Source organism: Cyclobacterium sp., assembly GCF_014762705.1.
GTDB lineage: Bacteria > Bacteroidota > Bacteroidia > Cytophagales > Cyclobacteriaceae > Cyclobacterium.
Genome location: NZ_JABURL010000046.1, coordinates 1 through 26733, shown reverse-complemented (window position 1 = coordinate 26733; position 26733 = coordinate 1). Strand labels below are relative to the sequence as shown.

Sequence of the window (26733 nt, the reverse complement as noted above, 5' to 3'; positions counted from 1 at the left end):
CCGGAAAAAAGCTGGTGGAGTTTTTTTATATTTATACAGATCTTGGATCTGGATGCTGAAAGGGAGCCCGGTAGGGCCTTCTCAATAACCGTGTGGCTTCTGCATCGTCCTTGACAATCATTTTATCGGGGTCATAGGCCAATGGTCTGCCCAATTCCATGGAAATATTGGCCAGGATACAACTGGCAGTAGAAATATGTCCTTCTTCTATGTCGGCCACCGGACGGCCACCCTGTTCTATTGCCTTCAGAAAATCCCTCATGTGGTCTCTGGTTGCCGGTGCAGCATGGAGCTCGATGTCCTTTTCATTCAGGTCCTCGGGATATTTTTCCCTTTCATAGACCACATCTCCCCTGATGGGTTCGCCACCCCCGTGGGGAATAAATTCATATTTCATGACAGAAGCTTTCAGCGTCCCTTTGTCTCCATAGATTTTATAAGCCCAGGGGTATTCAGGGTCCTGAGCTGTGCCCCAGGAGCGGTGGGTCCAGACACAATCCAAATCATCGTAATGGAAAGTCGCCGTTTGGGTATCGGCAATGGTTGATTTGCCTCCTTTTTGGACGTATATGCCACCGGTAGCAAAGACACTTTTGGGCCATCCCAGCCCTAATGTCCACCTTACGGCATCAAACATGTGAACACACATGTCTCCGGTAATGCCATTGCTGTATTCCATCATTGTGCGCCACCAACGCCTGTGGGGAAGACCATCAAATGGCCGCATGGGGCCAGGACCAACCCAGAGATTATAATCGAAAAAATCGGGTACCGGCTGCACCTCAGGACTGCCATTGGCCCGCATGTGGTAATAGCAGCACATTTCTGCATGGGAAACTTTCCCCAACAATCCCTTATCCACAATATTTTTCTTAGCCTCAACCAGGTGCGGGGTACTTCTTCTTTGGGTGCCAATCTGTACTACTTTATTGTATTTTCTGGCAGCGGCCAATATGGCTTCTCCCTCTATCACATCCACACTGATTGGCTTTTGCAAATAAACATGTGCACCGGCATGTATGGCATCAATGGCTTGCAGGGCATGCCAATGATCAGGACTGCCCACCAAAAGGATGTCCAATTCATGCGCATCGAGCATTTGCCTGTAGTGGTTGTATGTTTGAGGAGTTTTGCCAGAGGACTGGCGCTGACTGACCAGTTTTGCAGCCTCATCCAATAATTTTTGATCAGGATCTGCAAGGGCAACCACCTCAACTTCCGCTACCTGGATCAGGCGGAACAAATCACTTTTACCGTACCAGCCGGTGCCTATCAGGCCTACTTTATAGGAAGCTTTTCTGGCCTGCAGTCCCATAGCTGGTACACCTACGCTGCCAAGTGCCATTAATGCTGTACCGCCTTTGATGAATTTTCTTCTGTCTATTTTTAAAGGGCTCATTGATATATTTAGGTTAACTATTTTAAGCAGTCAATATATAAAATTTATCCCTCAGGTTAAGCCTTTTTAATTTGAATAATGACTTTTAACTGCATTTTCTTTCAAAGAGCAAATACTTGTAGTATTTTTCAGAAATACTCAAAATGGGGTAGGATGACCCCGGGCTTGTTTCATTCACGAACAATTTGTTCTGCCAAATGGGCAGATGGTTTACCTGCTCTTTATCTCAAATGAAATGAATAATAGACACAATGTGTCAAACGAAGACCAATAGCATTTCCAAATGAGGATTGCATCAAAAACTGAAAACACATGCTTTGTTTGCTTGACTCAAATGGGGGCAAGGGTATCTGGCAAAAAGAACAAGTCATTTGGGAGGTTGTTTTCAGCGTTAAAGGTTGCTTTTGGATTCATATAGGAAAAATTTAAAAAAAATCATTAACATGGTGCCTAATTCGGTAAAATCCATTTTTGTTTTGTTGTTGGCAGGTTTGATCTGTCAAGGTTGTATTGAAAACAATTTAGGTCTGTTCAAGCAATCCCTGGATATTGGTTATCCTGCTATTAAAGGCAGTTCCAAATATGATCAGATGGAAGAAAAGTATACTTTAAAAGGTTCAGGGTATAACATTTGGTTTGAAAGGGATGAGTTTCATTATCTGTTCAGGGCGGAAAGAGGGGATTTTAAAATTCAGACTGAACTGGGGTTCATAGGAGAAGGTAAGGATCCTCACCGGAAAATTGGTATTATGGTAAGGGAAAATATTGCTGATGATGCAGCCCATATTTCCGGAGTATTGCATGGAGATGGGCTAACTGTATTACAATGGAGGTCCAAAAAAGGAATGGCCATGAGGGATCCGGAGGACGAAATATTTGCACCAGAAAGCCATTATAAGCTGCTTATGCTGGAAAGAAAGGGGAATGAATTTACTTTGAAAGGTGCCTTGGAAAAAGATTCCGGATTTCATCTAATCGGTAGCCATACCCTGCCGGATTTGGATGCCAAGGTGTTCCTTGGATTATTCATTTGTTCTCATGACCCAAAAACCCTGGAAGAAGGCTGGTTTGCCAATGTTGAAATTAAATGACCTAAATATGCATCGCTTTATCGGCTTAATGACTTTGGTTTTGTTACCCCTAATCAGTCATGGACAGCAAGAAAAAAGCATTGTCAGCAGCAGTCCATGGAAAATGCATACCATAGACAATACTTCCTTTGGGGCAGATGGTTCAAAAATGTCAGATGTGGATGGAGATGGAAAATTGGACGTAGTGGTAGCCTGGGAAGAAGGAGGTGTGGTAAGGCTTTATTTTCAACCAAATGAGCCGAAATCAAAATGGCCTTTTGTGGAGCTCAAAGCCCCGGATGTGGAGGATGCCTTCGCCACAGACCTGAATGGGGATGGAAATCAGGATTTGGTTTCCTTCTCCGAGGGCAGTCACCAAAGGATTACCCTTCACTGGGCTCCAAAAGAGAAAAGCAATCTGCGGCGCAGTGAAAGATGGAAATCTGAAGACATTCCTGCATCAGTGGGAAAAACCAAATGGATGTTTGGAAGAGCTTTGGAAATAGATGGGAAAAATGGAGCTGACCTGATTGTAGGATCAAAAAACCCCAATGGCACTATTGGCTGGCTGGAATCTCCTGAGGATCCCGGAGACCTGGAGGCCTGGAAATACCATGAGATTTCCAGGGCAGGCTGGATCATGTCCATCGAACTGATGGATATGAACAACAATGGGCTCATAGATTTGCTGATCACTGACCGGCATGGGGAATTGAGGGGGCTCAGGTGGCTGGAAAACCCCGGTCCAGGCCAGGCCGATCAGCCATGGAAAAACCATTTCATTGGTTTGCAGAAGGGCGAACCCATGTTTATGGGTTTGTATGTGCTTGGAAACACCCATTTGCCGGGTATTGTGGTGCCGGATTTGGTGAAAGGATGGGTGCATTTCACCCCAAATGATAGAACCTGGGATGAAAAATTTATTCCTTATCCTGTTGTGTCTGGATCCAGGGGGAAATCCGTTGTGATTGCTGATATTGACCAGGATGGGAAATTGGACATGGTAGCCTCATTTGAGGGTGCTTTGGGGAAATCAGGTGTAATAGCTCGTCTGGATTTTCAAGCTGCTGCTGCGCAGATACTGGATATCAGTGGCGAGAAAGGGGTGAAATATGATTTTCTGACTTTAATCGATTTGGATGGGGATGGGGATCTGGATATTCTGACTTCAGAAGAAACAGCCGAGGATGGTACGAAAAAAGGATTGGGAGTCGTCTGGTATGAGAACCCGCTAAAATAGGATAATGGCCGGCAGTGTTTTTTTTAACGGTACATGGGCCTGAATGAGCCTTTTTCCAGTAATACTGCCAGAGATTATATAAGGTGAATAATAAAACATAAAAAGTATAAAAGGGAGAAAATGATCAAAGAAGTTTATCTGGTAGCCAGTGGAGATTTAAGGTTGTCTGCCAACCAGACTTGCTGGCAAGCACAAGAGGATATGGAAAACAGTTTGCATCAGGTTTTGGATAAGCTTGAGGTAAAGGTCCATCGTGCCCATCCTTTTGATAAGGAAAAGGGTCATGGTTTCATCGATTCTCAAAAAATGGGCATGCAGGTTTTTAGGGATTTGGATCCCCATAAGCCCATTATTGTAGCGGAAAGTGTATGGCAATATTCCCACCATGTACTTGCCGGGCTGACCACGCATAAGGGCCCCATACTTACTTTGGCCAATTGGAATGGGCAATGGCCCGGTTTGGTAGGCATGCTCAACCTCAATGGTTCTCTGACCAAAGCCGGTGTAACATATTCCACGCTTTGGAGCAGGGATTTCACCGATGATTTTTTTCTCAATGGCCTCAGGGAATGGTTACATTCCGGTAAAATCACCCACGACCTCGGCCATGTGAGGGATTTTGATCCAAATGAAGCTCCGGGTAATGCAGTGGAAACGGGAGAGAAGTTTGCCCGGGCCTTTAAAAAAGAAAAAGCCATCATGGGCGTTTTTGATGAAGGATGTATGGGAATGTTTAATGCCATTATCCCTGACCACCTCCTACACCCTACCGGGATTTTTAAGGAAAGACTAAGTCAATCAGGTCTGTATGCTGCCATGAGAACGGTGACTGACCAGGACGCTGCGGCAGTCCTTCAATGGCTTCTGGATAAGGGGGTCGACTTTCAATGGGGTAAAGATCCGGAAACGGAACTGACCAGGGAACAGACCCTGGAGCAATGTAAAATGTACCTGGCAGCTTTAAGGCTGGCTGATGAATTTGGCTGTGACACCATCGGGATCCAATACCAGCAGGGCCTGAAGGACCTCGCCGTGGCCAGCGATTTGGCGGAAGGGCTATTGAATAATACAGACCGCCCGCCTGCCTATACAAAGGAAGGCAGGGAAATTTTACCCGGAAGGGCACTTCCTCATTTCAACGAAGTAGATGAATGCGCCGGATTGGATAGCCTGATCACTTACCGCTTATGGGAAAAATTGGGCTTATCTGGGGACAACACTTTACATGATCTCAGGTATGGCGAAGATTTTACCATAGATGGGGAGGAAGTTTTTGTTTGGGTATTTCTGATCTCAGGTGCAGCTCCTGCCTCTCATTTTATCAATGGCTATTCCGGGGCAAGTAGTGAGCGCCAACCTCCCATGTACTTTAGATTGGGGGGAGGCAGCCTGAAAGGCATCAGTAAACCGGGTCATATTGTTTGGAGCAGGGTGTATATTATGAATGATCATTTGCACTGTGATCTGGGTATAGGAAAAGTAGCAGCACTTCCTCCTGAGGAAACGCAAAGAAGGTGGAAAATGACCACTCCACAGTGGCCTATCATGCATGGGGTGCTGGAAGGGGTAAGCCGTGATCAGATGATGGCACGGCACAAAGCTAACCATATACAAGTGGTTTATGCACCGGACAGGGAAAAAGCCCTGGAGGCTTGTTATGCCAAAGCGGCGGCCATGAACGAATTGGGAATTAAAACAGCCTTATGCGGCATTTAAATATGAGAAACCTGGAAGTAAAAATTATCAGTATTTCTTTATTGTTCCTTATCGCTGCATGTGGAAGTGGGAGCGATAAAAACCAATCAGGAGAGCATCAACAAAAAGAGGCAAATGATATCACAGGAAACTATTTTCTACCTCCCAAAGCAGAGGTGGGAGAAGGGGCTTTGGTTCATGCTGAATTGATTTATCCCCTGGATAACCGGCCCACTCCACAGGTGCACGCTTCCACTCTGGTAGAAACTTCTTCCGGCATTGTGGCCGCATTTTTCTCCGGCACCCACGAGAGGAATCCGGATGTGGGGATCAGGGTAAGTCACCTGAAAGATGGAAAATGGTCATGGCCCGAGGAAGTAGCAAACGGGGTCCAAAATGATACCTTGCGCTATCCCTGTTGGAACCCGGTATTGTTTCAGCCCAGGGAAGGGCCACTCATGTTATTTTATAAAGTAGGTCCAAACCCCAGGGAATGGTGGGGAATGTTGATTACCTCCGAGGATGAGGGCAAAACATGGTCTGCTCCGCAAAAACTGGGGGAAGACCCTGCTATCGGTGCCCTCCTGGGTCCGGTGAAAAACAAGCCTGTGCAGCTGGAAGATGGCACCATTATCAGCCCCTCCAGTATAGAAATAGAACAGGATGGAGATACTTTTTGGAAAGTGCATTTCGAAATCAGTAAGGATGATGGCAAGACCTGGCAGGTGGTCGGCCCCATCAATGATGGGGTAGAATTTGATGCCATTCAACCCAGTATATTGATACATGATAACGGTGATTTACAGGTGCTTTGCCGGACCCGGCAGGACGTGATCGCCGAAAGCTGGTCTTCGGATCAGGGGCAGTCCTGGTCTGAGATGGCGGCTACCTCCCTGCCCAATCCAAATTCGGGTACAGATGCCCTTACTCTGCAGGACGGCAGGCACCTCCTGGTTTATAATCACAGTACCAAAGAAGGGGAAGAACCCAAAGGAAGGAATATCCTCAACCTGGCCATTTCGGCGGATGGGAAAGATTGGGAGCCTTTTATGACCCTGGAAAATGAACCCAATAATGCCGGATACAGCTATCCGGCCATTATTCAAAGTAAGGATGGAATGGTTCATATTTCCTATACTTACGACAGAGAAACCGTGAAATATGTGGTCGTGGACCCGGAGAAAATTTAAATGGTTTTTGTAAAACAGGCTCCTATCATGGGCTGTCCTATTTTTCAGTACATAATAACTTAAAAATGCACATCGACTTAAAAAAGAATCCCCTGAAAGGGATAATTCCTCCCATGGCTACCATGCTGAAGGATGACCAAGAATTGGACCATCAAAGTGCCTCCAGGCTTATTGCTCACCTACTGAAAGGAGGAGTACACGGCTTATTTATTTTGGGGACAACGGGTGAGTGCACCAATATTCCTTACCATTTGAGAAATGAATTGATTCAATTGACTTGCAGGGAAGTCAACGGTCGAGTCCCCGTACTGGTAGGGGTGACAGACACTTCTCTCAGTGAAAGTCTGGTGTTGGGCCAGGCAGCAGCAGATGCAGGGGCGGATGCCGTCGTAGCTGCTCCGCCTTATTATTTTGGCCTTGGAGAAAATGAACTTATTGCCTATTTCACCAGGTTGGCTGACGCTTTGCCATTACCGCTTTACCTGTACAATATGCCTTCCCACACCAAGACCATGCTTACCCAAAAAGCTGTAGTGGAGCTTTCTGCACATCCCAATATTCTGGGGTTGAAAGACAGCTCTGGGAATGCCGTTTATTTTAACGCCATGCTTTATGCCTTTAAGGACAGACCCGATTTTACCCTTTTGGTAGGTCCGGAGGAAATGATGGCATCAACCGTGCTGATGGGTGGACATGGAGGAGTCAGTGGAGGGGCCAACCTATTTCCCGGGCTTTATGTGGACTTGTATGCCGCAGCAGAGCGGGGAGATTTAAAAGAGGTGGCCCGCCTGCAACAAATGGTCATGGAAATATCATCCGAGATCTATGCATTGGGGAGCTATGGGTCCAGTTTTCTAAAGGGCTTAAAAGCTGCTATGGCGGTATTGGGAATTGGAAACGGCTACCTGTCTTCACCCCTGACTTCCTTTGGTCAAGCCCAGTTGAAACAGGTGGAAAAGAATTTAAAGGGATTGGAAGCATATAAGGCTTATGCCTGAATTATTCAGATAAAATAACTGCAAGAAGCATGGAATTACCCATTATTGATTTAATTGTTTTTTTAGTTTACATGTTAGCCATTGTCTTATTCGGGGCTTCTTTTTATTATAAAAAGCGATCTTCTACGGATTTTATCACAGGTGGGGGGAAGCTTCCTTCCTGGGCAATCGGGATGTCTATATTTGCCACCTTTGTCAGCAGTATTAGTTTTTTGGCCTTGCCCGGAAACGCTTACCTTTCCAATTGGAATGGATTCGTGTTCAGCCTGTCCATTCCTATAGCGGCTATACTGGCGGTGAAATTTTTTGTACCGCTCTACCGGGGTATTAAAAGCCCTTCGGCTTACTATTACCTGGAAACCAGGTTTGGTAGCTGGGCAAGAACCTATGCGTCTGCTTGCTACCTGCTTACCCAGCTGGCCAGAATGGGAGCCATCATGTATTTGCTGGCATTGCCCATGAATGTGCTGTTTGGCTGGAGTATACCCATCATAATTGTAGTCACAGGTATAAGTGTATTGATTTATTCCATCATGGGAGGTTTTGCAGCGGTAATTTGGACCGATGCGATTCAGGGGATTATCCTGATATCCGGAGCATTAGCCTGCCTGGTTTTAATATTTTTTTCTATGCCTGAAGGGCCGGGTCAGGTGTTTACCATAGCTGCTGCCCATGATAAGTTTAGTCTGGGAAGCTTTGATTGGAGCCTTTCTGAAGCTACTTTCTGGGTTATTCTGATATATGGGTTGTTTATTAATCTGCAGAATTTTGGTGTAGATCAAAATTATGTACAACGGTACCTCAGTGCAAAAACAGACAAGGAGGCAGTAAAATCTACACTTTTGGGAAGCTTGTTATATGTTCCTGTCTCCCTTTTGTTTTTCTTTATTGGCACCGCCTTATTTGCCTACTACCAGGCCATGCCGGAATTGTTGCCTGAAGCCTTTAAAGGAGGCGATCAGGCAGATAAGGTATTTCCCTATTTTATAGTTACTGGCCTGCCCGTGGGTATGACCGGATTGTTGATCGCTTCTATTTTTGCAGCAGGTATGAGCACTATTTCAACCAGCATCAATAGCTCGGCAACGATTATTTTGACAGATCATTTCAAAAAATACATTTCCCCGGATTTAAAGGAGAAAGCTGAGATGAAGGTTTTGGTCATTGCCTCTTTGGTTATGGGCTTGTTAAGTATTATTGTCGCCATTGCTTTCAATGGGGTTGAAAGTGCCCTTGATGCCTGGTGGGCACTTTCAGCAATTTTCAGCGGAGGAATCCTGGGCTTGTTTTTGCTTGGTTTTATCGGGAAAAACATCAAACGGAGCTATGCCGCCATTGGCGTAGTATTGGGGGTTTTAGTGATAGGATGGATGAGCTTGTCACCGGTGATATTTGAAGAAGGAGCTACATTCAGGAGTACCTTTCATGCCAACCTAACCATCGTTTTTGGCACTTTGGTAATTTTTCTTGTAGGCTTTTTGCTATCGGCCTGGGCCAACAGAAAATAACCAGCTCAATTTGAGGTGGAATGCGTCTTTTCCTTACTTATATCTCTTGATGAATAAATCAACATGCTGATGATGATCAAAAGAACAAAAAGAACCGCATATTCGAATTGAAGCCAAATATCAGAACGCGCCTTGATCCTGTAGCTTAAATTGGTGAGTTTCTCTCCCTCTCTGAGTTGGATTTTCGACAATTCTCTAAGATCGTAAAAAACCTTCTCGAAGTCAGTATTGAATTTCTCAACACTACTTTGGTAATTTCGATCTGATTCTTCAAATCCGGTAAAATAACTTTCGATTTCCAGTTTGTCCCGGATCAATGTTTCAAAGTCCTTCAGGTACTCAGCTTCCTTAGGGGTAAGGTGCGTTTTCTCAAAATCTGAAATAATATTCAATATCTGATCATGATAAGCCATCACCTGATTTTGGATGGACAAGTATTGATCCAGGGATTCCGTATTGGCCACCAGTAGGCGCATCCGAAAAAGCAATTCTGTAATATTGAAAATATAATCCTGCACCACCAGCCGGTCTTCATATACTGTAACAAAGGAAGCTTCCAATTCATCAACATTGCTTTTGTCCACAAGGCTTTTGGCAAAAATCAAAAACAACACCAATGTCAATGCAATAGCTATTTTAATTTTGAATGATTTGAAATTTGATTCCTTCATATTTTCGGATTTTTTATGGTTTGTTGCCTGGAAAAACGAATAAGAAAAAGCCTAAACTATGGGTGCTGGAAAACATGTGCAACTATTTTCTGCCAGTAATCCCGGGTTTGGTATGCTTTAAATCTTGCATCATAATTTAAGCAAAATAAAATCAATTTACCAACCATTGACCTGTATAATCTTTCATCGGGATTAAACGGCGATAGGTAGGGTAAAAGTAAATGTACTGCCTTTTCCCGACTCGCTAGTTACCTGTATATCACCACCATTTTTAAGGATGAAATCTTTGGTAAGTTGAAGCCCTAATCCGGTACCCTTTTCGCCGGCAGTGCCATACCGTTGTTTTTCTCTCAATATGGGTTGAAAAAGCCTGGACAGGGTCTGTTCATCCATGCCTATGCCATTGTCCTGAACAGAAATCTCCCAATGGGTATCGTGAATTTTTTTACTGCGGATTGTTATTTTCCCTCCCCGGTTGGTGAATTTCAATGCATTATTTATCAAATTTCTAATGATCAAATTACACTGTTCTTTGTCTGCCAGGCAATTCGTGTCCGGATCTAAAAGATCAACAACCTGAATCTGTTTGGTTTCAGATACAGGTTTATACAAATTGATGTTTTCCTGAAAGATTTTATTGACAGATACTTTTTCCGTTTCCGTGACGATACCTTTCATTTGGTTTTTGGCCCAGTGAAGCAAATTGATCAAAGTAAAGTGAACATGCTCCACTTCGTTTCTCAGTTGGGTGGAGACGAGCAAAAATTCCTCCTGGCTAAGTTTTTCGTCTACAGCGTATTGCATCAGTCCCTTAAGACTATTGATAGGACTTTTTAAATCGTGTCCCACTATACTGAAAAGTTTGTCTTTGGTTTTGTTGACTTCAATAAGCTGCCTGGCAACCTGCTCTGTTTCCTTTTTTTGATGCAGGATCTTTTTGTTAAGGTTTTCCAGTCTGTTTTTTTGCCTGGTCACCAGCGTTTTGGCCTTTACCTGGTACCTGATGGATCTAAGCGCAATAAAAAAGGCAATTAAAAGGATAACCAGGATAATGGTAAAACCTATCCGGATCCGTTTCTCCATCAGTTTTTCATTTACTAATTCCTTTTCCCGCTGCTCTTGCCGCAATGCCGCCTCTTTTTTATCAAACTCATACTTTGCTGCCAATTCCTGAATTTGCTTTTCCGATTCCAGGTTGATGATGCTGTCCCTGTACGCGGTGTGCAATTTGTAATGGTACAGGGCGGCGCTGTTATTTCCTTCTTTTTCAAAAACTTCACTGAGCAAAAAGTGACTTTTCTCTATATTGCTTTTGATATTGCTTTCCATGGAAAGCTCAAGGCCGCTTTGGACGGCTTTTTTTGCTTCAACTAAGTTTCCCATATTTATATAGACTTCACCCAGGCCAAGCAAGTCACTGCTTGTACCGGCTTTATCTTCTACTGATTTGTCAACCTGAAGTGCAGCTTCAAAATGAAACAGCGCACCCTCAAAATCTTCCAGGGTAAGCAATATTTCACCCAGATTAAAATGACTCACTGAAATCAGCTGATTGTTTTCAATTTTTTTACCGATTTCAAGGGTGGATGTATAACTTTCCATGGCATCATCCAATTCCCCCTTCTTTTTATAAATTAATCCAATGTTGCTCAGGGAGGAGGCCATTCCAAGTTTGTTGTTTAACTTTTTCCGGATTTCAAGCGCTCTGTTATGAAAATCCAATGCCTTTTCATAATCTTCCATGTCCGAAAAAACCAATCCCAGATTACTAAGCGTTGTGCTTTGTTCGTTTTCAGAAAGGTGCTTTTCTTTTATTTCCAGTGCCTTATAGTAGAATGAAACGGCCTCCGTGAAATTTCCTCTATCGTAATGATTCAAACCCATGCTGTGGTAAATATGGGCCATACCTTTCAGATACTGATTTTCTTTTGCTAAGCTCAAGCCCTCTTTAAAATAACTCATCGCTTGCTCGTATTCTCCCCGAATGTTGTGAAAAGCACCTATGTTCCTGTATGCGTCCACTATACCATCCTGGTATCCGGTTTTTTCACTGGCATCCAGACTTTTCATGCCCAATAAGAATGTGCTGTCCGGGTTCAAGTTGTAATACAACTCACCCAACCGGTTGAGTAAATCTATATAGGGCTTATCGGGAGAAAAATTCTCGTTGTTTTCAAAAAGCTGCATCCTTGATTTAAGGGAATCGATATCTTTCCTTTGGGCAAAGGAAAAATGAGATAGCAATACCGCTGCAAATAGCACAGAAGCAGAAAAAAACTTTTTGAAATTTAAAAACACTTTCAAGTTTTTTTGTATTATTTTAACTTAAAACAAATATTTTTATCACTATAATGATGCAGTTCTGATCAGGTTTTCAAATTTAACGGTATTTCTCCATTTGCATTGAATGATATCAGAACCATAAACCTATCATTTTAATAATATAACAAAATTAAACCTGGATTAGAAATTTCAATCTTTGATAAATAAAAAAGACAAAAACATGTTCTCTGCTGTTGTTTTCACAGGACAGGCTAATTTATTCATTTTGGTTTGATCTGCAGCTAATTTCATGTAAAAAATGAATGTAAATAAGATTTTTTTGTATTTCGATTTCATGTATAAATTTTTACTAGTTCAGTATAAAAAATACAAACAATTAAGAAATTGGTTATCAAAGAATGAAAAACAGATATGAATGGCCTTATCCCGGGTTTTATTTTCCGGGATTTGGGACGGAAAGGAGATTTAAATGCTTATTGGCCTGGTAAAATTGGAATTATTTCCAGTCCGCATGACAAAATGAAATTGTTGTTTAGATGCTTGTATTTTATTTTTAGCTTTACAGCCCAGACCTAAAAATACAATACAATGAAGGATATCAACCCCAGTAATACCGAAGCGTGGAAAGCACTTCAAAATGCCTCTAAATCCCCTGTAACTATCAAGGATTTATTTGAAAACGACCCTAAAAGATTTGATAAATATCATGTCAGGTTTAAGGACATCCTATTGGATTTTTCAAAAAACAGGATAAACGATGGTATTTTCAAATCACTATTGGAGCTGGCAGATCAGACGGCACTTAAAGAAGCGATAAATTCCATGTTTGATGGCAAGCTGATCAACGGAACGGAAAACAGGGCTGTCTTACATACTGCTTTGAGAAACAGGTCAAATGCCCCGGTTTATGTAGATGGTAAAGATGTAATGCCGGAGGTGAACAGGGTGCTGGAAAAAATGAAGGTTTTTTCAGAAAAAGTGGCCAAAGGTGTATGGAAAGGGTATACTGGAAAACCCATAAAATCCCTGGTAAACATTGGTATTGGAGGAAGTGATTTGGGTCCGGTGATGGTGTCAGAAGCGCTGAAACCATACCAGCACCCTCACCTGAAGGCATACTTTGTTTCTAATGTGGATGGATCTCATATTACAGAAGTATTGAAGCAGGTTAATCCTGAGACGACCTTATTTTTCATTGCCTCAAAAACCTTTACTACTCAGGAGACAATGACCAATGCCCATACAGCCAGAGATTGGTTTTTGGAAAACGCACACGATAAAAATGAGGTCGCCAAACACTTTGTGGCCATGTCTACCAATGGCAATGCGGTCAGGGAATTTGGTATCGATTTAAACAATATGTTTGAGTTCTGGGACTGGGTAGGGGGTAGGTATTCCCTTTGGTCGGCTATTGGGCTTACCATTGCCTGTTCGGTGGGCTTTGATAATTTCCGCAAACTCCTGGAAGGTGCCCACGGTATGGACAATCACTTCAGAAATGAACCCTTTGATAAAAATTTGCCGGTTTTGTTGGCTTTGATTGGCATATGGAATACCAATTTTCTGGGGGCGGCGTCCGAAACCATACTTCCCTATGACCAATACATGCATCGTTTTCCAGCCTATTTCCAGCAAGGGAATATGGAGAGCAATGGTAAATGCATAGACAGGGAAGGCAATAGGGTGTCCTATACAACAGGTCCTGTGATATGGGGTGAACCAGGTACGAACGGGCAGCATGCCTTTTACCAATTGATACATCAGGGGACCCAGATAATCCCCTGCGACTTCATTGCACCAGCACAAACACACAACCCCGTTGGTGACCATCATGTCAAACTGATGTCCAATTTTTTTGCCCAAACAGAGGCTTTGATGAATGGGAAATCTCTGGAACAGGTGAAAGAAGAAATGAAAAAGGAGGGAAAATCACCAGAAATAATCGATAAAATCGCTCCGCACAGGGTTTTTGAGGGAAACAATCCCACGAATTCCATCCTAGTCAAGAAGATCAACCCGGCAACTCTAGGGGCTCTCATTGCCATGTATGAACATAAAATATTCGTACAGGGGGCTATCTGGAACATTTACAGCTTCGACCAGTGGGGCGTCGAATTGGGAAAGGTTTTGGCCAAAACCATTTTACCCGAATTGACTGCTCCTGAAAAAGTATCAGGACATGATGCCTCCACTAACGGTTTGATCAATGCCTTTAAAGAATTCAGAACAGTTTGAACCAGCTTTTCTGAATAGCAGGCTGCTTATCAGGTGATCCTATTTTGGCAGATGCTTTTCTGCCGGTAGCATTTGAAACGTTTAACAGGTTGATTGGCGATTAGCTTTTGGTGTTTTGTCTTTCGGCTTTGTACCCTTTTTCTCCACATTTTGAAGGAGCTTTCTTTCATTTCCCTGCGCATTAGTTTGATGACGTCTTTTTCGGGGATGCCAAATTGCCTGAAGATGACATCGAAGGTGGTCCGGTCTTCCCAGGCCATCTCGATGATCCTGTCTTTTTGTCTTTCGGAAAGTTGTTTTAACAAATTCATATCATCAAAACTTTTAGCCAACCAAATGGTTTGTATGGGATGGAAAAAATCAACCTGAGCTGATTTACCAGTGGTTTATTCGGTCAATAATAAAAGCCAGTTCCTTTTCTGTCAAAGCCTGATTCAGCGGCAAACTGAGTGTTTCTCTGTGAATCCTTTCTGTAAGGGGGAGTGCTTTGCCTGGAAAGGATGCTTTAAAAGCAGGCTGTCGATGCGGAGGAGTAGGATAATGGATGGCTGCTTCTATGCCGAACTTCCTCAAATAATTCATTAAATTTTGCCTGTCAGCTACCAAAATGGTAAAAAGATGCCAGGTATGTTGGAGCGTTTGCGATGGATCGGCTGGCAGGGGTAGCTGAATTTTCGGGTGTTTGATCTGAGAGAGGTATTCCAGGGCAATGTGGTTTCTTCTGGCATTATCCTCATCCAGATAGGGTAACTTTACCCTCAATATGGCAGCTTGTATTTCATCCATTTTGGAATTTGTTCCGGCATATTGGTATTCAAAGCTGGTAATACTTCCATAATTGGCAAGGGCCCGGCAAGTTTCCGCCAATTGATCCTGATTGGTTGTGATTGCTCCGGCATCTCCCATGGCTCCCAGGTTTTTTGCCGGGTAAAAACTATGGGCTGCTGCATCTCCCAGACTGCCACTTTTCTTGTCCAAATACCGGCTTCCTACCGCCTGGGCATTGTCCTCAATCAAAAGAATGCCATTGGCTTTCAGCAAGGCATGAATGTTTTCATGGTAAGCATTTCTACCATAGAGATGGACCATCACCATGGCTTTGGTTCTGGGGCTAATGGCTTTCGCTATTCCGGTGGTTTTCAAAAGAAATGTCGGTAAATTAGGGTCTATCGGCACAGGAACTAAACCCTGGTTGATGACCGCCAAAAAGGTGGCAAAAAAAGTATTGGCCGGGACCAACACCTCATCGTTTTTTTTGAGAATGCCCAATTCCAGGTATGCCCGAAAGATGATTTCCAAGGCATTGGTGCCATTTCCAAGGCCAATACAATGTTTGGTACCAATGTATGCAGCGAATTCTTTTTCGAAGCCTTCGGTTTGTTCTCCTTTCAGGTACCTGCCACTTTGAACCACATCTAAAATGGTTTGGCTAAGCTGCGGTTCAAAACGGTTGTTGATCGCTTTCAGATCGAGAAATTTTATTGAATTTTTGAGAGTCATTCCGTGATAATATAAACAGAGGGGCTAATTTAGGCAAGCTTTTAGCACCTAAGCAAGATGGAGCAATTTAAATCGTGTATAAAATGTTATATCTGATCAGCACCTTCACAATGGTCTGATCATGGATCAGTTCCGTACCTATTAAAAAGCAATGATGAGCAATTTTGTTTTATGTTTTTTTTCGGTTTTTATTCTGGCATCCTGTTCATTGAGGGGAATAACGGTTTCAGAAAACATAACCTATATGGAAGAAGGTTTTTTGGAAGAAATGCCCCAAAAGCAATTGAATATTTTCTACCCGAAAAAAATCATTGATCCTTTACCGGTTTTGGTTTTTATCCATGGAGGCAGTTGGCGTTCCGGCAGTAAGGAGCGGTATGGCTTTTTGGGCAGGAGGATGTCACGCAGGGAAATCGTTACGGTGATCATAGATTATCCTTTGAGTCCGGAATATAAAATACATACCATGGGAATGGCAGTGGCCAAAGCCCTGGACTGGGTTTCGGAGAATATATCAGCATATGGAGGGGATCCGGGCAGGATCGTGGTTTCGGGCCATTCTGCCGGAGGGCACCTGGCCAGTTTGGTAGCTGTCAGAGATGTTTACTTTGATAGTTTGGGCGTGGGAAATCCTATAGCCGGGGCAGCCCTTATCGATGCAGCAGGATTAGACATGTACCATTACCTCAAAGAAGCAAACAATGCACCGGGTACTTCACATCTCAGGACCTTTACGGATGATCCTGAAGTATGGAGAGCCACCTCACCCATATATTTTTTACATGAGGAAATGCCTCCCATGTTATTTTTAATGGGGGGAAAAACCTATGAGAGTATCCTGGAAGGAACAGATCGCTTCATGCAGGTTTATAGTGATTTTGAACCTAAACCGGATTTAAGGATTCAAAAGAACAAAAGACATGTTCCCATGATCGTGCAGTTTTTGTATACTCCGGGAAAAGCCTTTAGGTGGGTTCGTGATTTTGTAAAAAACATCAACTGAGGCAAAAGGCAGGTAAGAGTAAAGCAGGTCATCAATTGGAAAACAAATCTATATAGGTTTCGTCTTCAATTTGATACGGGGCCCCTGTGAGCTGGAGTCGGCCTTCCTGGCTGACTTGTAATCCTGCGGCTGCCTTGAAATTTACTTTCTCACTGGTGGAGAAAATTTTACTGGCAATTTTTACCAAAACAGGCTTCTCCTTATCAGGGATCAGGCGAAAAAGATCCGCTACCTGCTTTCCATCCGGACTTAGGGCAGTACCTGTTACATACATTTGCTCTTTTTTATCGGTAAAAAGATTGAGATTTTGGTAGGACAACCAATCCGGATTGATCCAGTCCTTCCGGTCCTGCCTGCTCAGGTCTATACTGATTTGCAATTGGAATGGAGCATTTCCCGGATAAAAGTCTTTTTCAGGGCAGGTGTAGAAATCGAGCACCCTGCTGTCCCAATTGGCCACCAGCAGCCACATTTTTTCTTTGTAGGCGGTCAATCCCACTGCCCCGGCTGTTACCCGTTCAGGTGCTCCTTTTCTTTCCAGACTTCCCAGAGGCATTTGCCAGGGCTTGTCTTTTTCCAAATCATATAGCTGTACTTTCGCCAGGTCTCTTTTCTGATTGTCTTCAATCCCCACAGCCAAAAAATGGTCATAAATTTGAAATCCTCCCGCATGTCGCAGTGGGGAAAGAAGCAGGGTATCTACTGCCGTGACGATCTGTTTTTTCAGATCCCCACTTATAATGTAGCTGTAGTTGGATGAACTACCACTTAAATAGACCGTATTTTCCTGGTAAAGCTGAATACCCTGCAAGTGGCCACCTTCCTGATCAAAGCGGATGTTATTTTTAAGTTTGACAGTTAAGGGGAGCGCAGGAAGAGACTCAAAAGCCTCCGGGAAATCAGCAACTTTTTGGATCCCACCATTTTGGGCATAGTTAAAAAGCGGATCAACAAGAAGTAGTATGCAGAGCAAACAGGCTAGCGGGTTTTTCATAGGAAAGTATTTAGTACGGAAAAGTAAGGCAAGCCGGGGGAAATTGCAACCTCAAAAATCAATTATCAGGGGCATTCATAGGCTGTATATGGGGTCCGGCTGTATAGGCAGTATTTATTTTTGCTTTTACGGAATCCAACCAGCCACTTTTCTGCGTAAATGAAGCCATGGAAACAAATAAAAAGATTCAACGTGGGAGGCTACAAACAGGAAGGAGAGATTTTCTTTCCAGAGTCGGTTCAATATCGGTCATGTCCGTTTTTGGTGCAGCTTTTTTTACCAGCTGTACCAGTGAAAGTGACATGCTTCCTGATAATGAACCCAACGAAAATGAGGAGGGCATACTCATCAATAATCAGGAAGTCACCATTGATTTGGCCAAAAATGAGGGATTGATGGCCTCAGGTGGATGGATGTTGATCAGAGAGGCTCAGCTTTTGGTAGTGAATCTGGACGGGCAGTTCAGCGCTCTTACTTCAGTTTGCACACATTCCCAATGTGACAGAAACTGGACCTTTGGCAACCAGGTTTTTACCTGTACCTGCCACGGTTCCCGCTTTGACACGCAGGGAGAGGTGGTCAATGGACCAGCTACCCAACCCTTAAAGTCCTACGCGGTATCGGAAGAAAACGGAAACCTAATCATCAACCGGTTATGAATTGGAAAAGAATATGGTTGTTGCCCCTGATTTATCTGTTGATGGTAGGGACGGTGGGGGCACAGGAATTTAAAACTACCGATGGAGAAGTGAGCTTTTTGTCTCAGGCGGCATTGAATGAATTTACGGGGGAGTCCGACAAGCTCCATGGACTGCTGTATCCTGAAAAAAACCAGATTGATTTTTATATAGACCTGAACACCCTCAAAACGGGTATTGGGCTCAGAGACAGACACATGAGGGACAATTACCTGGAAACTGAAAAATATCCCTTTGCTGAGTTTTCCGGCAAGATGGAAGAACCCATAAACCTTGAAATGAATCAAGCCCAAAAAGTAAAGGCCCTGGGAGTTTTTAAAATCCATGGGAAGGAAAAGTATATGGAAATAGATGGCAGCCTGACAAAGCTAAGTGAAAATGAAATTTTGCTGGAAGCAAGTTTTGAGGTAAAACTGGGGGATTTTGACATTGATATTCCCAAAGTGATGTTTTACGAATTATCGGAAACCCAAAGTGTAAAGATTAAAGCTCAATTAAAAAAATAGACCATGAATCAACTAATTGTGAATCGTATATTAAAAAGCCTTGCTTTGCCCCTGCTTTTCCTGCTGCTTTATGGAAATACCCATGCACAGCTGGAAAGAAAACTGGTAACGGCTGATCCGGAGGTAGAACTTATTTTTCATGCGCCCAGACAGATCAACCTAATGACGGTAGAACCTTTGGAAGAGAAAACCCTTCATTTTGCCATCATGCATACCTTTGGGCCTTTGAATGGGGGCATCCGAAACCTGTATGGCCTGGACAATGGGGCCAATATTCAGTTTAGCTTTGAATATGCCTTTGATGACCGTTTCTCCCTGGGGGCTTCCAGGTCCTCCAGGGACAAGTTTTACAATCTGTATGGCAGGTACCATTTGTTGCGACAAAATAAAAGCGGGTCCGTACCTTTTTCTCTTTCTTTGATGGGGGCTGCTGGTGTGAATAGCACAGATTACGCATTTTTGCAGGAGGAGGCACCTGATTTTTCGGAAAGGAGTAGTTTTGTCTTTCAATTAATGCTGGCAAGAAAAATTTCTGATAAAATCAGCCTGCAGTTGAGTCCCTCTTTGGCCTATTTCAATGCACCAATGCCAGCCTATTTAATTGAGGGAGACCAACAGCTGTATTTGGCCTTGGGGATATCAGGCAAGTACAAACTTACAGGAAAATCCTCCCTGACCCTGCAGTGGATCCCCAATCTGAACAGTGATCTCCGAAACAATGTAGGTGTTGGCATTGACATTGAAGCCGGAGGGCATGTGTTTCAAATGTATTTCGTTACTTCCCAGGCACTGAATGAGCAATACCTGCTTGCCGGAGGGAATGGGGTGCCAGGAGAAGAGTTCAGGCTTGGTTTTAATGTAAACCGTATTTTTGCAACAGGGTCAAGGTAAGGTGATCGGAAGGTAAATGTATGGTAATTTCATGTGTAAATAATTGTCTTTAAGTTGCCAAATAGCCTGTCCCGATCTTAAATCGGGGGAATCTCGCAATGATAATCATCCCACTGTGTGACGTTCTCGTCTAGCTCGATTTCATGTGCTCAATTGGTTAACTTGCTCTTAAGACATGGACAGGGAATCCGTTCCTTTAAAGAGCATTCCAGGAAAAGAGAATGGGGGTTAATCCTCAGCCGGGTTGTTTTTCAGGCAATTACCCGATTGTTCCGGGAAGGATTAGCACAAGTATTTGGTATCATTTTAAGGCCGGATTTTCCTTATTGAGATTAATTTAGTGGGATTTTTTTTAACATTTATTCAGCTGGTATTTTTTCCAAAAAAAGACTTTCTTCTACTTTTTCCAGTTGATTGGTTTTCCAATCGACCAATAAACTGTCCAGGGCTATCCCTTTTTGACGTAGGGGTTTTTCAAGTAAAGGGTGGTTGGAAATGGTATGTATCAGGTTCTCGGAATGGATCATAGACAGCTCCCTGGCTTTTTCCTCCCTGGATTGGAATTGATTGATGCGGTAATAGTGATCAATGTACATTTCGAAAAGGTACTCCTCGGCATAAGAATGCAGCCCTTTTTCATGGTTGATGATTCTGTTTTTGAATGGACAGTTCAAATCATGAACAAGGGTGATGCGGTCTATTGAATCCTGCATCAGAAAATCAGTTACTTTTTCTACATACCGAACTTCCTCAAATCTAAAAACGGTGCCCAATGCAGTCAGGAAAAAATGGTGGGTGCCAAATTTGTTCTGGATGAAAGCTTCAAGCTGATTGACCGGGCAAACTAAATAAAGACTTTTTAGCATGGAGATTTATTTTTGTTTCCTGCGAAAATAGCCGTCTCATTTCATAAATGAAAATTTATAAATCTTATTCAATACATTAAAATAATTTATGCATTGAAAATAATTCAATATAAGTTAATGAAAGTCAATAGTTTGAAATCAACTATCTGGCATGCGACATGCGGAGGGATGATACTCATTGAGAGACCTAACATTTTAAAAACTTAGAAATCGGGATGACGATGGTTTTTTTGCAATATAGAGGTGTACGTTGTATCAGGATTATGCCTCGAAATAAACTATTATTCCTTTAATTATCTGTTCTTTTGCCTTGATGCAAAAGAACCAAAAAATCAAGACAAAAAAATCCTTCCCCCCGCAAACCTGCCGCACCCCACGGTTTTTTGTCGGTCCTGCGCTCTTTGCGTATATAAATATGAATCTTCGATTTCTATTAATTTTTTCGGTGGTTTTCCTCCATAAAATCGGAATTTAATACGTCATCGGTAGAACTAACATTTAAAAAAAACGCAGAAATCAGGATGACGATAGGTTTTTTGCATTATTTGGGAATATAAACTTCTCATTGTTTAATGGATAATGGTGCGTTAAAGGCTATTTATGGTATTCTAGATTGTTTTTATTGTACTTTTTCCTTGATGAAAAAGTACCAAAAAATCCTTCCTCCCACAAGCCTCCTGCGCACCCCGGTTTTTTGTCGGGCCTGCGCTCTTTTCGTATTAAAATTTATCTCTTCTTTATTTAACAGATTTTTTAGGGTTTCTACTTTTTCAAAAATATCTGATTCAATTTCGTCACCGGTAGGCTAAGCATTTAGAAAATACACAAATCAGGATGTTAGTGTTTGTTTTTCAATACGCTGATTTACAGTTATTTAACAAACACGTCATCGGTAGCCCTAACATTATAAAAAACGCAGAAATCAGGATGACGATTTGGGTTTTCAATATCTTGATTTACAACGGATTAATAAACACGTCATTGGTAGCCCTGCGAAGCAATCTGACCCAGAGCCTGGATGTAAGTTCACCGAAAAAGGAGAGTAACCTCGAAATGGCGTTTACTTATCCCAACAGACTGCCGCGGGTGCGCGGGTGTTTTGCTCCATTCGACGGAGTCCAGGTCTACACCTTTGCCATGGGTGAAGAAGCCTTTATGAGTAGGTTGAGGCTTGACTTGGCACTAATACTTGAGGTACCATTCGAATTTCTGCTGTATGATCGATTGAGCTTCCCTTTTGATGTAATCTAAAAAGGCGGCAGTCACCGGACTGTGGTTTTTGCCCTTCATCCATACCAATTGCCACATGGTGGATTGGGGCAGGCCCTCAATGGGGTAAATCTTCAGATCTCCATTATTCAATTCATTTTTTATCCCTATCAATGGCATGATAGAAAATCCCAGTCCCGCAATAACGGCTTGTTTGACAGCTTCATTGGAAGTGAGTTCCAGCTTTTTTGCTATAGCCCAGTGGTTTTGCTCCACAAAGGCCTCCATCATTTGGCGGGTTCCGGACCCTTTTTCCCTGTAGATCCAGTTCAATTCATCCAATTGTTCGGAGAGTGGCCTTTTCTCATCAAAACTGGCTTTAGCACTTCCTACCAGGAAGAGTTTATTCGGTAAAAGGTCGATGTGTTCCAGCTGAAGTTTGTCCGGCAAAATGGAAACCATGGAAAAATCCACTTCATTGTCTGCCAGGCTATCGATGACCCGCAGTTTATTGGTGACATCCATTAGCAATTCAATGCCCGGATTGCGTTTCAAAAAATCCGACAGAAAATAGGGCATGACATATTTGGCCGTAGATACAATGGTGATTTTCAACCGGCCGGCCAATTGCCCCTTGTACTGTAGTGTTTTTTGATTGATGGCATTGACCTGATTGATGATCTCTTCGGCTGCTTTTGCGATTTCCTTTCCAAATTCGGTGATATAAATTTTCCTACCCACCACTTCAGTCAGGGGAATGTCAAATTGATCCTGGAAATTTTTCAACTGGATTGAGATGGCAGGCTGTGTAAGGTGTAGGGCTTCAGCGGTTTTCGTTACACTTTGGGTTTGGGCTACTTTTAAAAATACCTGTAATTGATTAAGTGTATAATGCATTGCTAATAAATAAAGGCCTATTTTATAAATTTCTGTTAATATAAAAATCTTTATTTAACGGACAGTGTGATGGGCCTCATTATTTACGCTGTTTATTATTTGTTTTTCAAAGGCAGGTAGCCTGTCCCGGTCTTGGGGAGAAACCCGCACCTGCCAGGCAGGCAGGTGTAGGATAATCGTAGTATTGTGGGGCACTTGCGTCAGGCCCGATTTTATACGGAAATCAATTTGAAATGGCAATTGCTGCTTTGCTGTTGTTGGTTGGAAATTTTCATTTTGAGGTGGTAAAAGGCTTCCAGCAAGGTGGCGTTTTCAAATTCTCCGGCGTCAATGGCTTTAAATCCAGCCAATTCAATCCACTTTTTGAGCTTTTGTTTGTGTTCGTTGTTGTCTCCGCAGTAATAGGTTTCCTGAATAATCCCCAAAGGATCAGAATTGGGATAATCAAGTCCCAGATTATTGAATGCTTTGAACAGGTTTTTCCCCCCTAAAAGCTTTTTGATGGCCGAGGTGTTGGACTCCAATCCCGAAGTATATACTCCATTGGTGCAGTCCACGATAATCTTATCCTGGTTTTCAGCCTGTTGCAAAAGTTGGCAAACGGTTTTCAAACAGTCGTTTTCACAACATATAAAAATCACATCTGCTTTTTCAATGGCTTCCTGGTAAGGAAGCACCTTATCAGAAAGTTTATTGTAAATTTTCCACTCGATGTCTGTAATTTCGAAATCATTTTTAACGCCAAAAATCACATTGATACCCCTTCCCATATACCGGTTTCCCAAAGTCCTGGCAAGTTTACTTTCTCCTAAAATCGCTATATCCCTCATGTCAAAATAAATTAGCCTAAAAACTTTTTAAATGCATTAAATTCAGTGAAAAGTAAACAATTAATCCTACTGAATGAAATAAAATTGTGAAAATATTGAATTATTATAATAAAATGCAATTATGTTGGGCTGTATACCAAATAAACAACTATTAAATACAGAGGCAAATTACAACCCGGCGCAGTTTGAACACCGCATTGCCAGGTATTCCCGATTTTAGACTTCCTTAAGCCGGATGCTGACACCGCTGCCCAGCAATAACAATCCTGCAAAAACCCAAAGCGTAATTTGTACACCAATTATTCCAGCCAATGCACCCAGCCCAGCACCTATAAGGGTGAAAACACCAATGGCTGTATTGGCAAGGGAAACATAGGAAGGGCGTTCTCCTTTTGGGGCAAAATCCACCAGGTACGTTTTTCTGCTCAACCGGGCACCTCCATGAGCCATCACCTGCACCAGAAATAGGAAAGCAAAAACATATACATTCTGGAGTTTTTCCGGCCAAAAGGGGTAGAGGGACATGAGTAAAATATTCACGGCCCCCAGCAGGGCAATGAACACCATCATTTTTTTACTGGATTTATCGGCAAACCTACCCCAAAACGGACTGCTGATCACATTGGCGATCCCGGCAGCAATGACCATAATGCCCAGGTGGCTTACTTCACTTCCAATCTCCTCCTTTCCCAGTATAACAAAGAAGGGCTGGGCCAGAGGAATGGCCATCAAAAGTCCCCTGCTGATGATAAATTTCCTTAAATTGGCATCTTCCTTCCAAAATTTCCAGGCGGTTTTGATTTCCGCTGCAGGTGTCCTCCCCCCTGATGTGGCTCCCTTTTCCTCTGTAATCAAACTGAAAAGAAAACCAGAAATAACCCACAGTACGGAACCTGACAATACCAATATAAAAAGTGGGTTTCGGTCATTGATTTCCGGTAAATCTGCCAGGATAATTCCTCCGGCCAATAAGGTAAACAGCCCACCAAGCGTGGCCCGCAAACCTAGCATTTGACCTCTTTTTCCTTTGGGAATGGTTTTGGCCGCCACATCTTTAAAAGCGATGCTTGCCACTCCACTACAGCAGCTGAATAAGGCCAGGAACATCAGGATCAACCAGCCCGCTGTTTCACCTTCCATCTTCAGTACCGTAAAGGCCATTCCCAGTAAAGCCAGGGCCTGAATCCAGGCTGGGATTACCCAGAACCATTTTCTGAGCGGAAAGGAGCGGATTTTGGCCGAGACAAACAATTGTGGCAGTAAGGAACCGGCATCTTTGATCGGGACCAGGGCACCGGAAAAGGCGTTGGGTACACCCAAAGCAGACAGGATCCAGGGCAGGGTGGTTCCCGGGCTGACCAATTGCTCAGCTAGTTTAGAAAGGGCACCACTACTGATGTTTTTAAAAAAATTGAATGGAGTTTCTTTACAGGCTGATTCGGAAATTTGCTCGCAAACCCGCAATTCACCATCATCTGTGATCAACTCGTACGCCTTACCGGCCAGTTCTTCCTTTTTACTCATGAATGGATTAAATCAGATAGGTTTTAAATTTAAAATTAATAAGTGGGATTCACATTGTTGGATTAATCTTTGCTTTATGTAGAGGTGATTTTAACTTGAAAATAATCGATTAAAGATGGATACTTATCAATTACAGATTTTAGAGAAAAAACAAGTTACGCACGATACTTATTCCTATAAGGTGGAAAAACCGGGGGGCTACAGGTTTCAACCCGGCCAGGCTACAGAGCTGAGTTTGCTCAAGGAAGGTTGGGAGGAAGAAAAGCGTCCTTTTACCTTTACCAGTCTGCCTTCAGATGATTTTTTGGAATTCACCATTAAAACTTATGATGACCATGAGGGAGTTACCAAAAGGCTGGGAGATGCCCTGCCTGGTGATAAGGTAGAAATAGGAGATGCCTGGGGTGCCATTGAATACAAGGGAGAAGGGGTATTCATTGCCGGTGGAGCAGGAATCACGCCTTTTATATCTATTTTCAGGGATTTAAGACAAAAGAATAAGATTGGTAACAATGAGCTGATTTTTGCCAACAAAACCAATGATGATATCATTTTATTTGAGGAACTGAAGACAATCCTGGGACATAAGTTTCATAATATCATTGAAAAACAGGCAGATAGTGCCTATGATCGGGGAAGGATAGACAAGGATTACCTGAAAGGCAAAATAAATGATTTCAAAAACCAGCACTTCTACATCTGTGGGCCCGAGGGCTTTATGAAAGCAGTAGATAAAGCGCTAAAAGATTTAGGAGCCAATCCTGAAGCACTGGTTTTTGAGCAATAAAATGAAAAAGGGGATTTTCGATTTCGAAAATCCCCTTTTTTTAGGAAACTGCTGCTACTGCCCTATGCAGCTTTTCTTTTACTTCTTTGGCCAGTGGCTTGATGGACTCATTCCCCAGCGGTACCATGGCTGATTCCGGATCAATGGCCGAAACCTCAAATTTTCCGTCCGGTAATTCCCTGATGCTTACATTGCATGGGAGCATGGCAGTCATGTGAGGATCAATGCTGAGTACCTTGTCAGCAAAAACAGGATTACAGGCTCCGAGAATCAGCATCGGCTTATAATCCTTATCCAGCTTTTTCTTCATTACGGATTGGATATCAATTTCAGTCAATACCCCAAAGCCCTCTGCTTTAAGGGCAGCTGTCACTTTTTCTTTGACACTTTCCATTGAAGAGGCCTCTAATATTTTATCCATGTGGTAGCTCATAATATCGTTGTTTTGATTGATGAAACATAAAGGTAGCCGACGAAAGGGAAAAGCACAGTGACCCTGGTCACATTGCCGGCCGGTTAAAAGTTAGACTCGTGCTGTTCGCCATTTGAAATGTCGAACCCAGATAATGCAGGATTTGCAATCCTGCTGTCGTGTCCGCCCATATTTACCTTCAGGTAGAGCAAATTCGATGCCGTTTTGAGGCTGTCCGAAAAGGGCAGCCTTTTTTATGCGGCTATTTTTCCGGAATATTCGGAAAAGTTTGAATCTCCAATATTTCGTAGCACTGATAAACAATAA

Annotated in this window: 23 protein-coding genes; 12 read left to right on the top strand and 11 right to left on the bottom strand. The window is 42.9% G+C overall.

Annotated features, from left to right (window positions below):
* Nucleotides 1–31: 31 nt before the first annotated feature.
* A complete protein-coding gene (locus HUJ21_RS08045) occupies nucleotides 32–1399 on the bottom strand; it encodes a Gfo/Idh/MocA family oxidoreductase (protein WP_291368588.1) in 1368 nt (455 codons plus the stop codon).
* Between the two features lie 443 nt (nucleotides 1400–1842).
* Here HUJ21_RS08045 and HUJ21_RS08040 point away from each other — a divergent pair, with 443 nt between their 5' ends.
* The 6 genes from HUJ21_RS08040 (at nucleotide 1843) to HUJ21_RS08015 (ending at nucleotide 9100) form a co-directional block, all read left to right on the top strand.
* The gene (locus HUJ21_RS08040) at nucleotides 1843–2490 is read left to right on the top strand and encodes a hypothetical protein (protein WP_291368586.1); all 648 of its coding nucleotides are present in this window, start codon (nucleotides 1843–1845) and stop codon (nucleotides 2488–2490) included.
* 7 nt (nucleotides 2491–2497) lie between these two features.
* Nucleotides 2498–3709, top strand: coding sequence for a VCBS repeat-containing protein (locus HUJ21_RS08035; RefSeq protein WP_291368584.1), 1212 nt, complete (start codon nucleotides 2498–2500; stop codon nucleotides 3707–3709).
* A gap of 120 nt (nucleotides 3710–3829) precedes the next feature.
* Nucleotides 3830–5425: a fucose isomerase gene (locus HUJ21_RS08030; RefSeq protein ID WP_291368582.1), complete on the top strand. Its 1596-nt coding sequence runs from the start codon at nucleotides 3830–3832 to the stop codon at nucleotides 5423–5425.
* Nucleotides 5413–6594, top strand: coding sequence for a sialidase family protein (locus HUJ21_RS08025; RefSeq protein WP_291368580.1), 1182 nt, complete (start codon nucleotides 5413–5415; stop codon nucleotides 6592–6594). The genes HUJ21_RS08030 and HUJ21_RS08025 overlap by 13 nt, the downstream gene beginning before the upstream one ends.
* Before the next feature lie 65 nt (nucleotides 6595–6659).
* Entirely contained in the window at nucleotides 6660–7592 is a 933-nt protein-coding gene (locus tag HUJ21_RS08020) for a dihydrodipicolinate synthase family protein (protein ID WP_291368578.1), read from the top strand.
* A gap of 29 nt (nucleotides 7593–7621) precedes the next feature.
* Nucleotides 7622–9100, top strand: a complete 1479-nt coding sequence (locus HUJ21_RS08015) for a sodium:solute symporter (RefSeq protein WP_291368576.1) — start codon at nucleotides 7622–7624, stop codon at nucleotides 9098–9100.
* 5 nt (nucleotides 9101–9105) lie between these two features.
* On the opposite strand, the gene HUJ21_RS08010 is transcribed toward HUJ21_RS08015, so the two are convergent.
* A complete protein-coding gene (locus HUJ21_RS08010; protein WP_166143212.1) occupies nucleotides 9106–9771 on the bottom strand; it encodes an MCP four helix bundle domain-containing protein in 666 nt (221 codons plus the stop codon).
* Between the two features lie 192 nt (nucleotides 9772–9963).
* Complete coding sequence (locus HUJ21_RS08005) at nucleotides 9964–12069, bottom strand: tetratricopeptide repeat protein (protein WP_291368852.1); 2106 nt, start codon at nucleotides 12067–12069, stop codon at nucleotides 9964–9966.
* Between the two features lie 573 nt (nucleotides 12070–12642).
* Between HUJ21_RS08005 and pgi the strand changes: the two genes are divergently transcribed.
* Entirely contained in the window at nucleotides 12643–14289 is a 1647-nt protein-coding gene (gene pgi, locus HUJ21_RS08000) for a glucose-6-phosphate isomerase (protein WP_291368574.1), read from the top strand.
* 29 nt (nucleotides 14290–14318) lie between these two features.
* Here pgi and HUJ21_RS07995 read toward each other — a convergent pair whose 3' ends face one another.
* Nucleotides 14319–14600: a TIGR03643 family protein gene (locus tag HUJ21_RS07995; protein WP_291368572.1), complete on the bottom strand. Its 282-nt coding sequence runs from the start codon at nucleotides 14598–14600 to the stop codon at nucleotides 14319–14321.
* Nucleotides 14601–14664: 64 nt separating this feature from the next.
* Nucleotides 14665–15789: a DegT/DnrJ/EryC1/StrS family aminotransferase gene (locus HUJ21_RS07990; RefSeq protein ID WP_291368570.1), complete on the bottom strand. Its 1125-nt coding sequence runs from the start codon at nucleotides 15787–15789 to the stop codon at nucleotides 14665–14667.
* Nucleotides 15790–16033: 244 nt separating this feature from the next.
* Between HUJ21_RS07990 and HUJ21_RS07985 the strand changes: the two genes are divergently transcribed.
* Nucleotides 16034–16792 (top strand): alpha/beta hydrolase, encoded by a 759-nt coding sequence (locus tag HUJ21_RS07985; protein WP_291368567.1) that lies wholly within the window; start codon nucleotides 16034–16036, stop codon nucleotides 16790–16792.
* Nucleotides 16793–16823: 31 nt separating this feature from the next.
* Here the strand turns inward: HUJ21_RS07985 and HUJ21_RS07980 are convergent, their stop codons facing one another.
* Nucleotides 16824–17786, bottom strand: coding sequence for a hypothetical protein (locus HUJ21_RS07980; RefSeq protein ID WP_291368565.1), 963 nt, complete (start codon nucleotides 17784–17786; stop codon nucleotides 16824–16826).
* Between the two features lie 167 nt (nucleotides 17787–17953).
* Here HUJ21_RS07980 and HUJ21_RS07975 point away from each other — a divergent pair, with 167 nt between their 5' ends.
* From HUJ21_RS07975 to HUJ21_RS07965, 3 genes are read left to right on the top strand one after another with little or no spacing between them, the layout of a single operon-like run.
* Complete coding sequence (locus tag HUJ21_RS07975; RefSeq protein WP_291368563.1) at nucleotides 17954–18445, top strand: Rieske (2Fe-2S) protein; 492 nt, start codon at nucleotides 17954–17956, stop codon at nucleotides 18443–18445.
* Nucleotides 18442–18990 (top strand): YceI family protein, encoded by a 549-nt coding sequence (locus HUJ21_RS07970; RefSeq protein ID WP_291368561.1) that lies wholly within the window; start codon nucleotides 18442–18444, stop codon nucleotides 18988–18990. Before HUJ21_RS07975 ends, HUJ21_RS07970 begins: the two co-directional genes overlap by 4 nt.
* Nucleotides 18991–18993: 3 nt before the next feature.
* Entirely contained in the window at nucleotides 18994–19881 is an 888-nt protein-coding gene (locus HUJ21_RS07965; RefSeq protein ID WP_291368559.1) for a DUF5777 family beta-barrel protein, read from the top strand.
* Between the two features lie 359 nt (nucleotides 19882–20240).
* Here the strand turns inward: HUJ21_RS07965 and HUJ21_RS07960 are convergent, their stop codons facing one another.
* From HUJ21_RS07960 to HUJ21_RS07945, 4 genes are all read right to left on the bottom strand, one after another.
* Nucleotides 20241–20747 (bottom strand): hypothetical protein, encoded by a 507-nt coding sequence (locus HUJ21_RS07960; RefSeq protein WP_291368557.1) that lies wholly within the window; start codon nucleotides 20745–20747, stop codon nucleotides 20241–20243.
* Nucleotides 20748–21929: 1182 nt separating this feature from the next.
* Complete coding sequence (locus tag HUJ21_RS07955) at nucleotides 21930–22853, bottom strand: LysR family transcriptional regulator (protein ID WP_291368555.1); 924 nt, start codon at nucleotides 22851–22853, stop codon at nucleotides 21930–21932.
* Nucleotides 22854–23065: 212 nt separating this feature from the next.
* Nucleotides 23066–23683, bottom strand: a complete 618-nt coding sequence (locus tag HUJ21_RS07950) for an NAD(P)-binding domain-containing protein (RefSeq protein WP_291368553.1) — start codon at nucleotides 23681–23683, stop codon at nucleotides 23066–23068.
* Nucleotides 23684–23899: 216 nt separating this feature from the next.
* Nucleotides 23900–25207, bottom strand: a complete 1308-nt coding sequence (locus tag HUJ21_RS07945; RefSeq protein WP_291368551.1) for an MFS transporter — start codon at nucleotides 25205–25207, stop codon at nucleotides 23900–23902.
* A gap of 115 nt (nucleotides 25208–25322) precedes the next feature.
* Here HUJ21_RS07945 and HUJ21_RS07940 point away from each other — a divergent pair, with 115 nt between their 5' ends.
* Nucleotides 25323–25994: a flavodoxin reductase gene (locus HUJ21_RS07940; RefSeq protein ID WP_291368549.1), complete on the top strand. Its 672-nt coding sequence runs from the start codon at nucleotides 25323–25325 to the stop codon at nucleotides 25992–25994.
* 40 nt (nucleotides 25995–26034) lie between these two features.
* Here HUJ21_RS07940 and HUJ21_RS07935 read toward each other — a convergent pair whose 3' ends face one another.
* Nucleotides 26035–26427: a DUF302 domain-containing protein gene (locus HUJ21_RS07935; protein WP_291368547.1), complete on the bottom strand. Its 393-nt coding sequence runs from the start codon at nucleotides 26425–26427 to the stop codon at nucleotides 26035–26037.
* Nucleotides 26428–26733: the final 306 nt, after the last annotated feature.

Bases quoted from the DNA above. Each gene is read 5' to 3' on its own strand.
- HUJ21_RS08045 (WP_291368588.1), bottom strand. From the start codon at position 1,399: ATGAGCCCTTTAAAAATAGACAGAAGAAAATTCATCAAAGGCGGTACA.
- HUJ21_RS08040 (WP_291368586.1), top strand. From the start codon at position 1,843: ATGGTGCCTAATTCGGTAAAATCCATTTTTGTTTTGTTGTTGGCAGGT.
- HUJ21_RS08035 (WP_291368584.1), top strand. From the start codon at position 2,498: ATGCATCGCTTTATCGGCTTAATGACTTTGGTTTTGTTACCCCTAATC.
- HUJ21_RS08030 (WP_291368582.1), top strand. From the start codon at position 3,830: ATGATCAAAGAAGTTTATCTGGTAGCCAGTGGAGATTTAAGGTTGTCT.
- HUJ21_RS08025 (WP_291368580.1), top strand. From the start codon at position 5,413: ATGCGGCATTTAAATATGAGAAACCTGGAAGTAAAAATTATCAGTATT.
- HUJ21_RS08020 (WP_291368578.1), top strand. From the start codon at position 6,660: ATGCACATCGACTTAAAAAAGAATCCCCTGAAAGGGATAATTCCTCCC.
- HUJ21_RS08015 (WP_291368576.1), top strand. From the start codon at position 7,622: ATGGAATTACCCATTATTGATTTAATTGTTTTTTTAGTTTACATGTTA.
- HUJ21_RS08010 (WP_166143212.1), bottom strand. From the start codon at position 9,771: ATGAAGGAATCAAATTTCAAATCATTCAAAATTAAAATAGCTATTGCA.
- pgi (WP_291368574.1), top strand. From the start codon at position 12,643: ATGAAGGATATCAACCCCAGTAATACCGAAGCGTGGAAAGCACTTCAA.
- HUJ21_RS07995 (WP_291368572.1), bottom strand. From the start codon at position 14,600: ATGAATTTGTTAAAACAACTTTCCGAAAGACAAAAAGACAGGATCATC.
- HUJ21_RS07990 (WP_291368570.1), bottom strand. From the start codon at position 15,789: ATGACTCTCAAAAATTCAATAAAATTTCTCGATCTGAAAGCGATCAAC.
- HUJ21_RS07985 (WP_291368567.1), top strand. From the start codon at position 16,034: ATGGAAGAAGGTTTTTTGGAAGAAATGCCCCAAAAGCAATTGAATATT.
- HUJ21_RS07980 (WP_291368565.1), bottom strand. From the start codon at position 17,786: ATGAAAAACCCGCTAGCCTGTTTGCTCTGCATACTACTTCTTGTTGAT.
- HUJ21_RS07975 (WP_291368563.1), top strand. From the start codon at position 17,954: ATGGAAACAAATAAAAAGATTCAACGTGGGAGGCTACAAACAGGAAGG.
- HUJ21_RS07970 (WP_291368561.1), top strand. From the start codon at position 18,442: ATGAATTGGAAAAGAATATGGTTGTTGCCCCTGATTTATCTGTTGATG.
- HUJ21_RS07965 (WP_291368559.1), top strand. From the start codon at position 18,994: ATGAATCAACTAATTGTGAATCGTATATTAAAAAGCCTTGCTTTGCCC.
- HUJ21_RS07960 (WP_291368557.1), bottom strand. From the start codon at position 20,747: ATGCTAAAAAGTCTTTATTTAGTTTGCCCGGTCAATCAGCTTGAAGCT.
- HUJ21_RS07955 (WP_291368555.1), bottom strand. From the start codon at position 22,853: ATGCATTATACACTTAATCAATTACAGGTATTTTTAAAAGTAGCCCAA.
- HUJ21_RS07950 (WP_291368553.1), bottom strand. From the start codon at position 23,683: ATGAGGGATATAGCGATTTTAGGAGAAAGTAAACTTGCCAGGACTTTG.
- HUJ21_RS07945 (WP_291368551.1), bottom strand. From the start codon at position 25,207: ATGAGTAAAAAGGAAGAACTGGCCGGTAAGGCGTACGAGTTGATCACA.
- HUJ21_RS07940 (WP_291368549.1), top strand. From the start codon at position 25,323: ATGGATACTTATCAATTACAGATTTTAGAGAAAAAACAAGTTACGCAC.
- HUJ21_RS07935 (WP_291368547.1), bottom strand. From the start codon at position 26,427: ATGAGCTACCACATGGATAAAATATTAGAGGCCTCTTCAATGGAAAGT.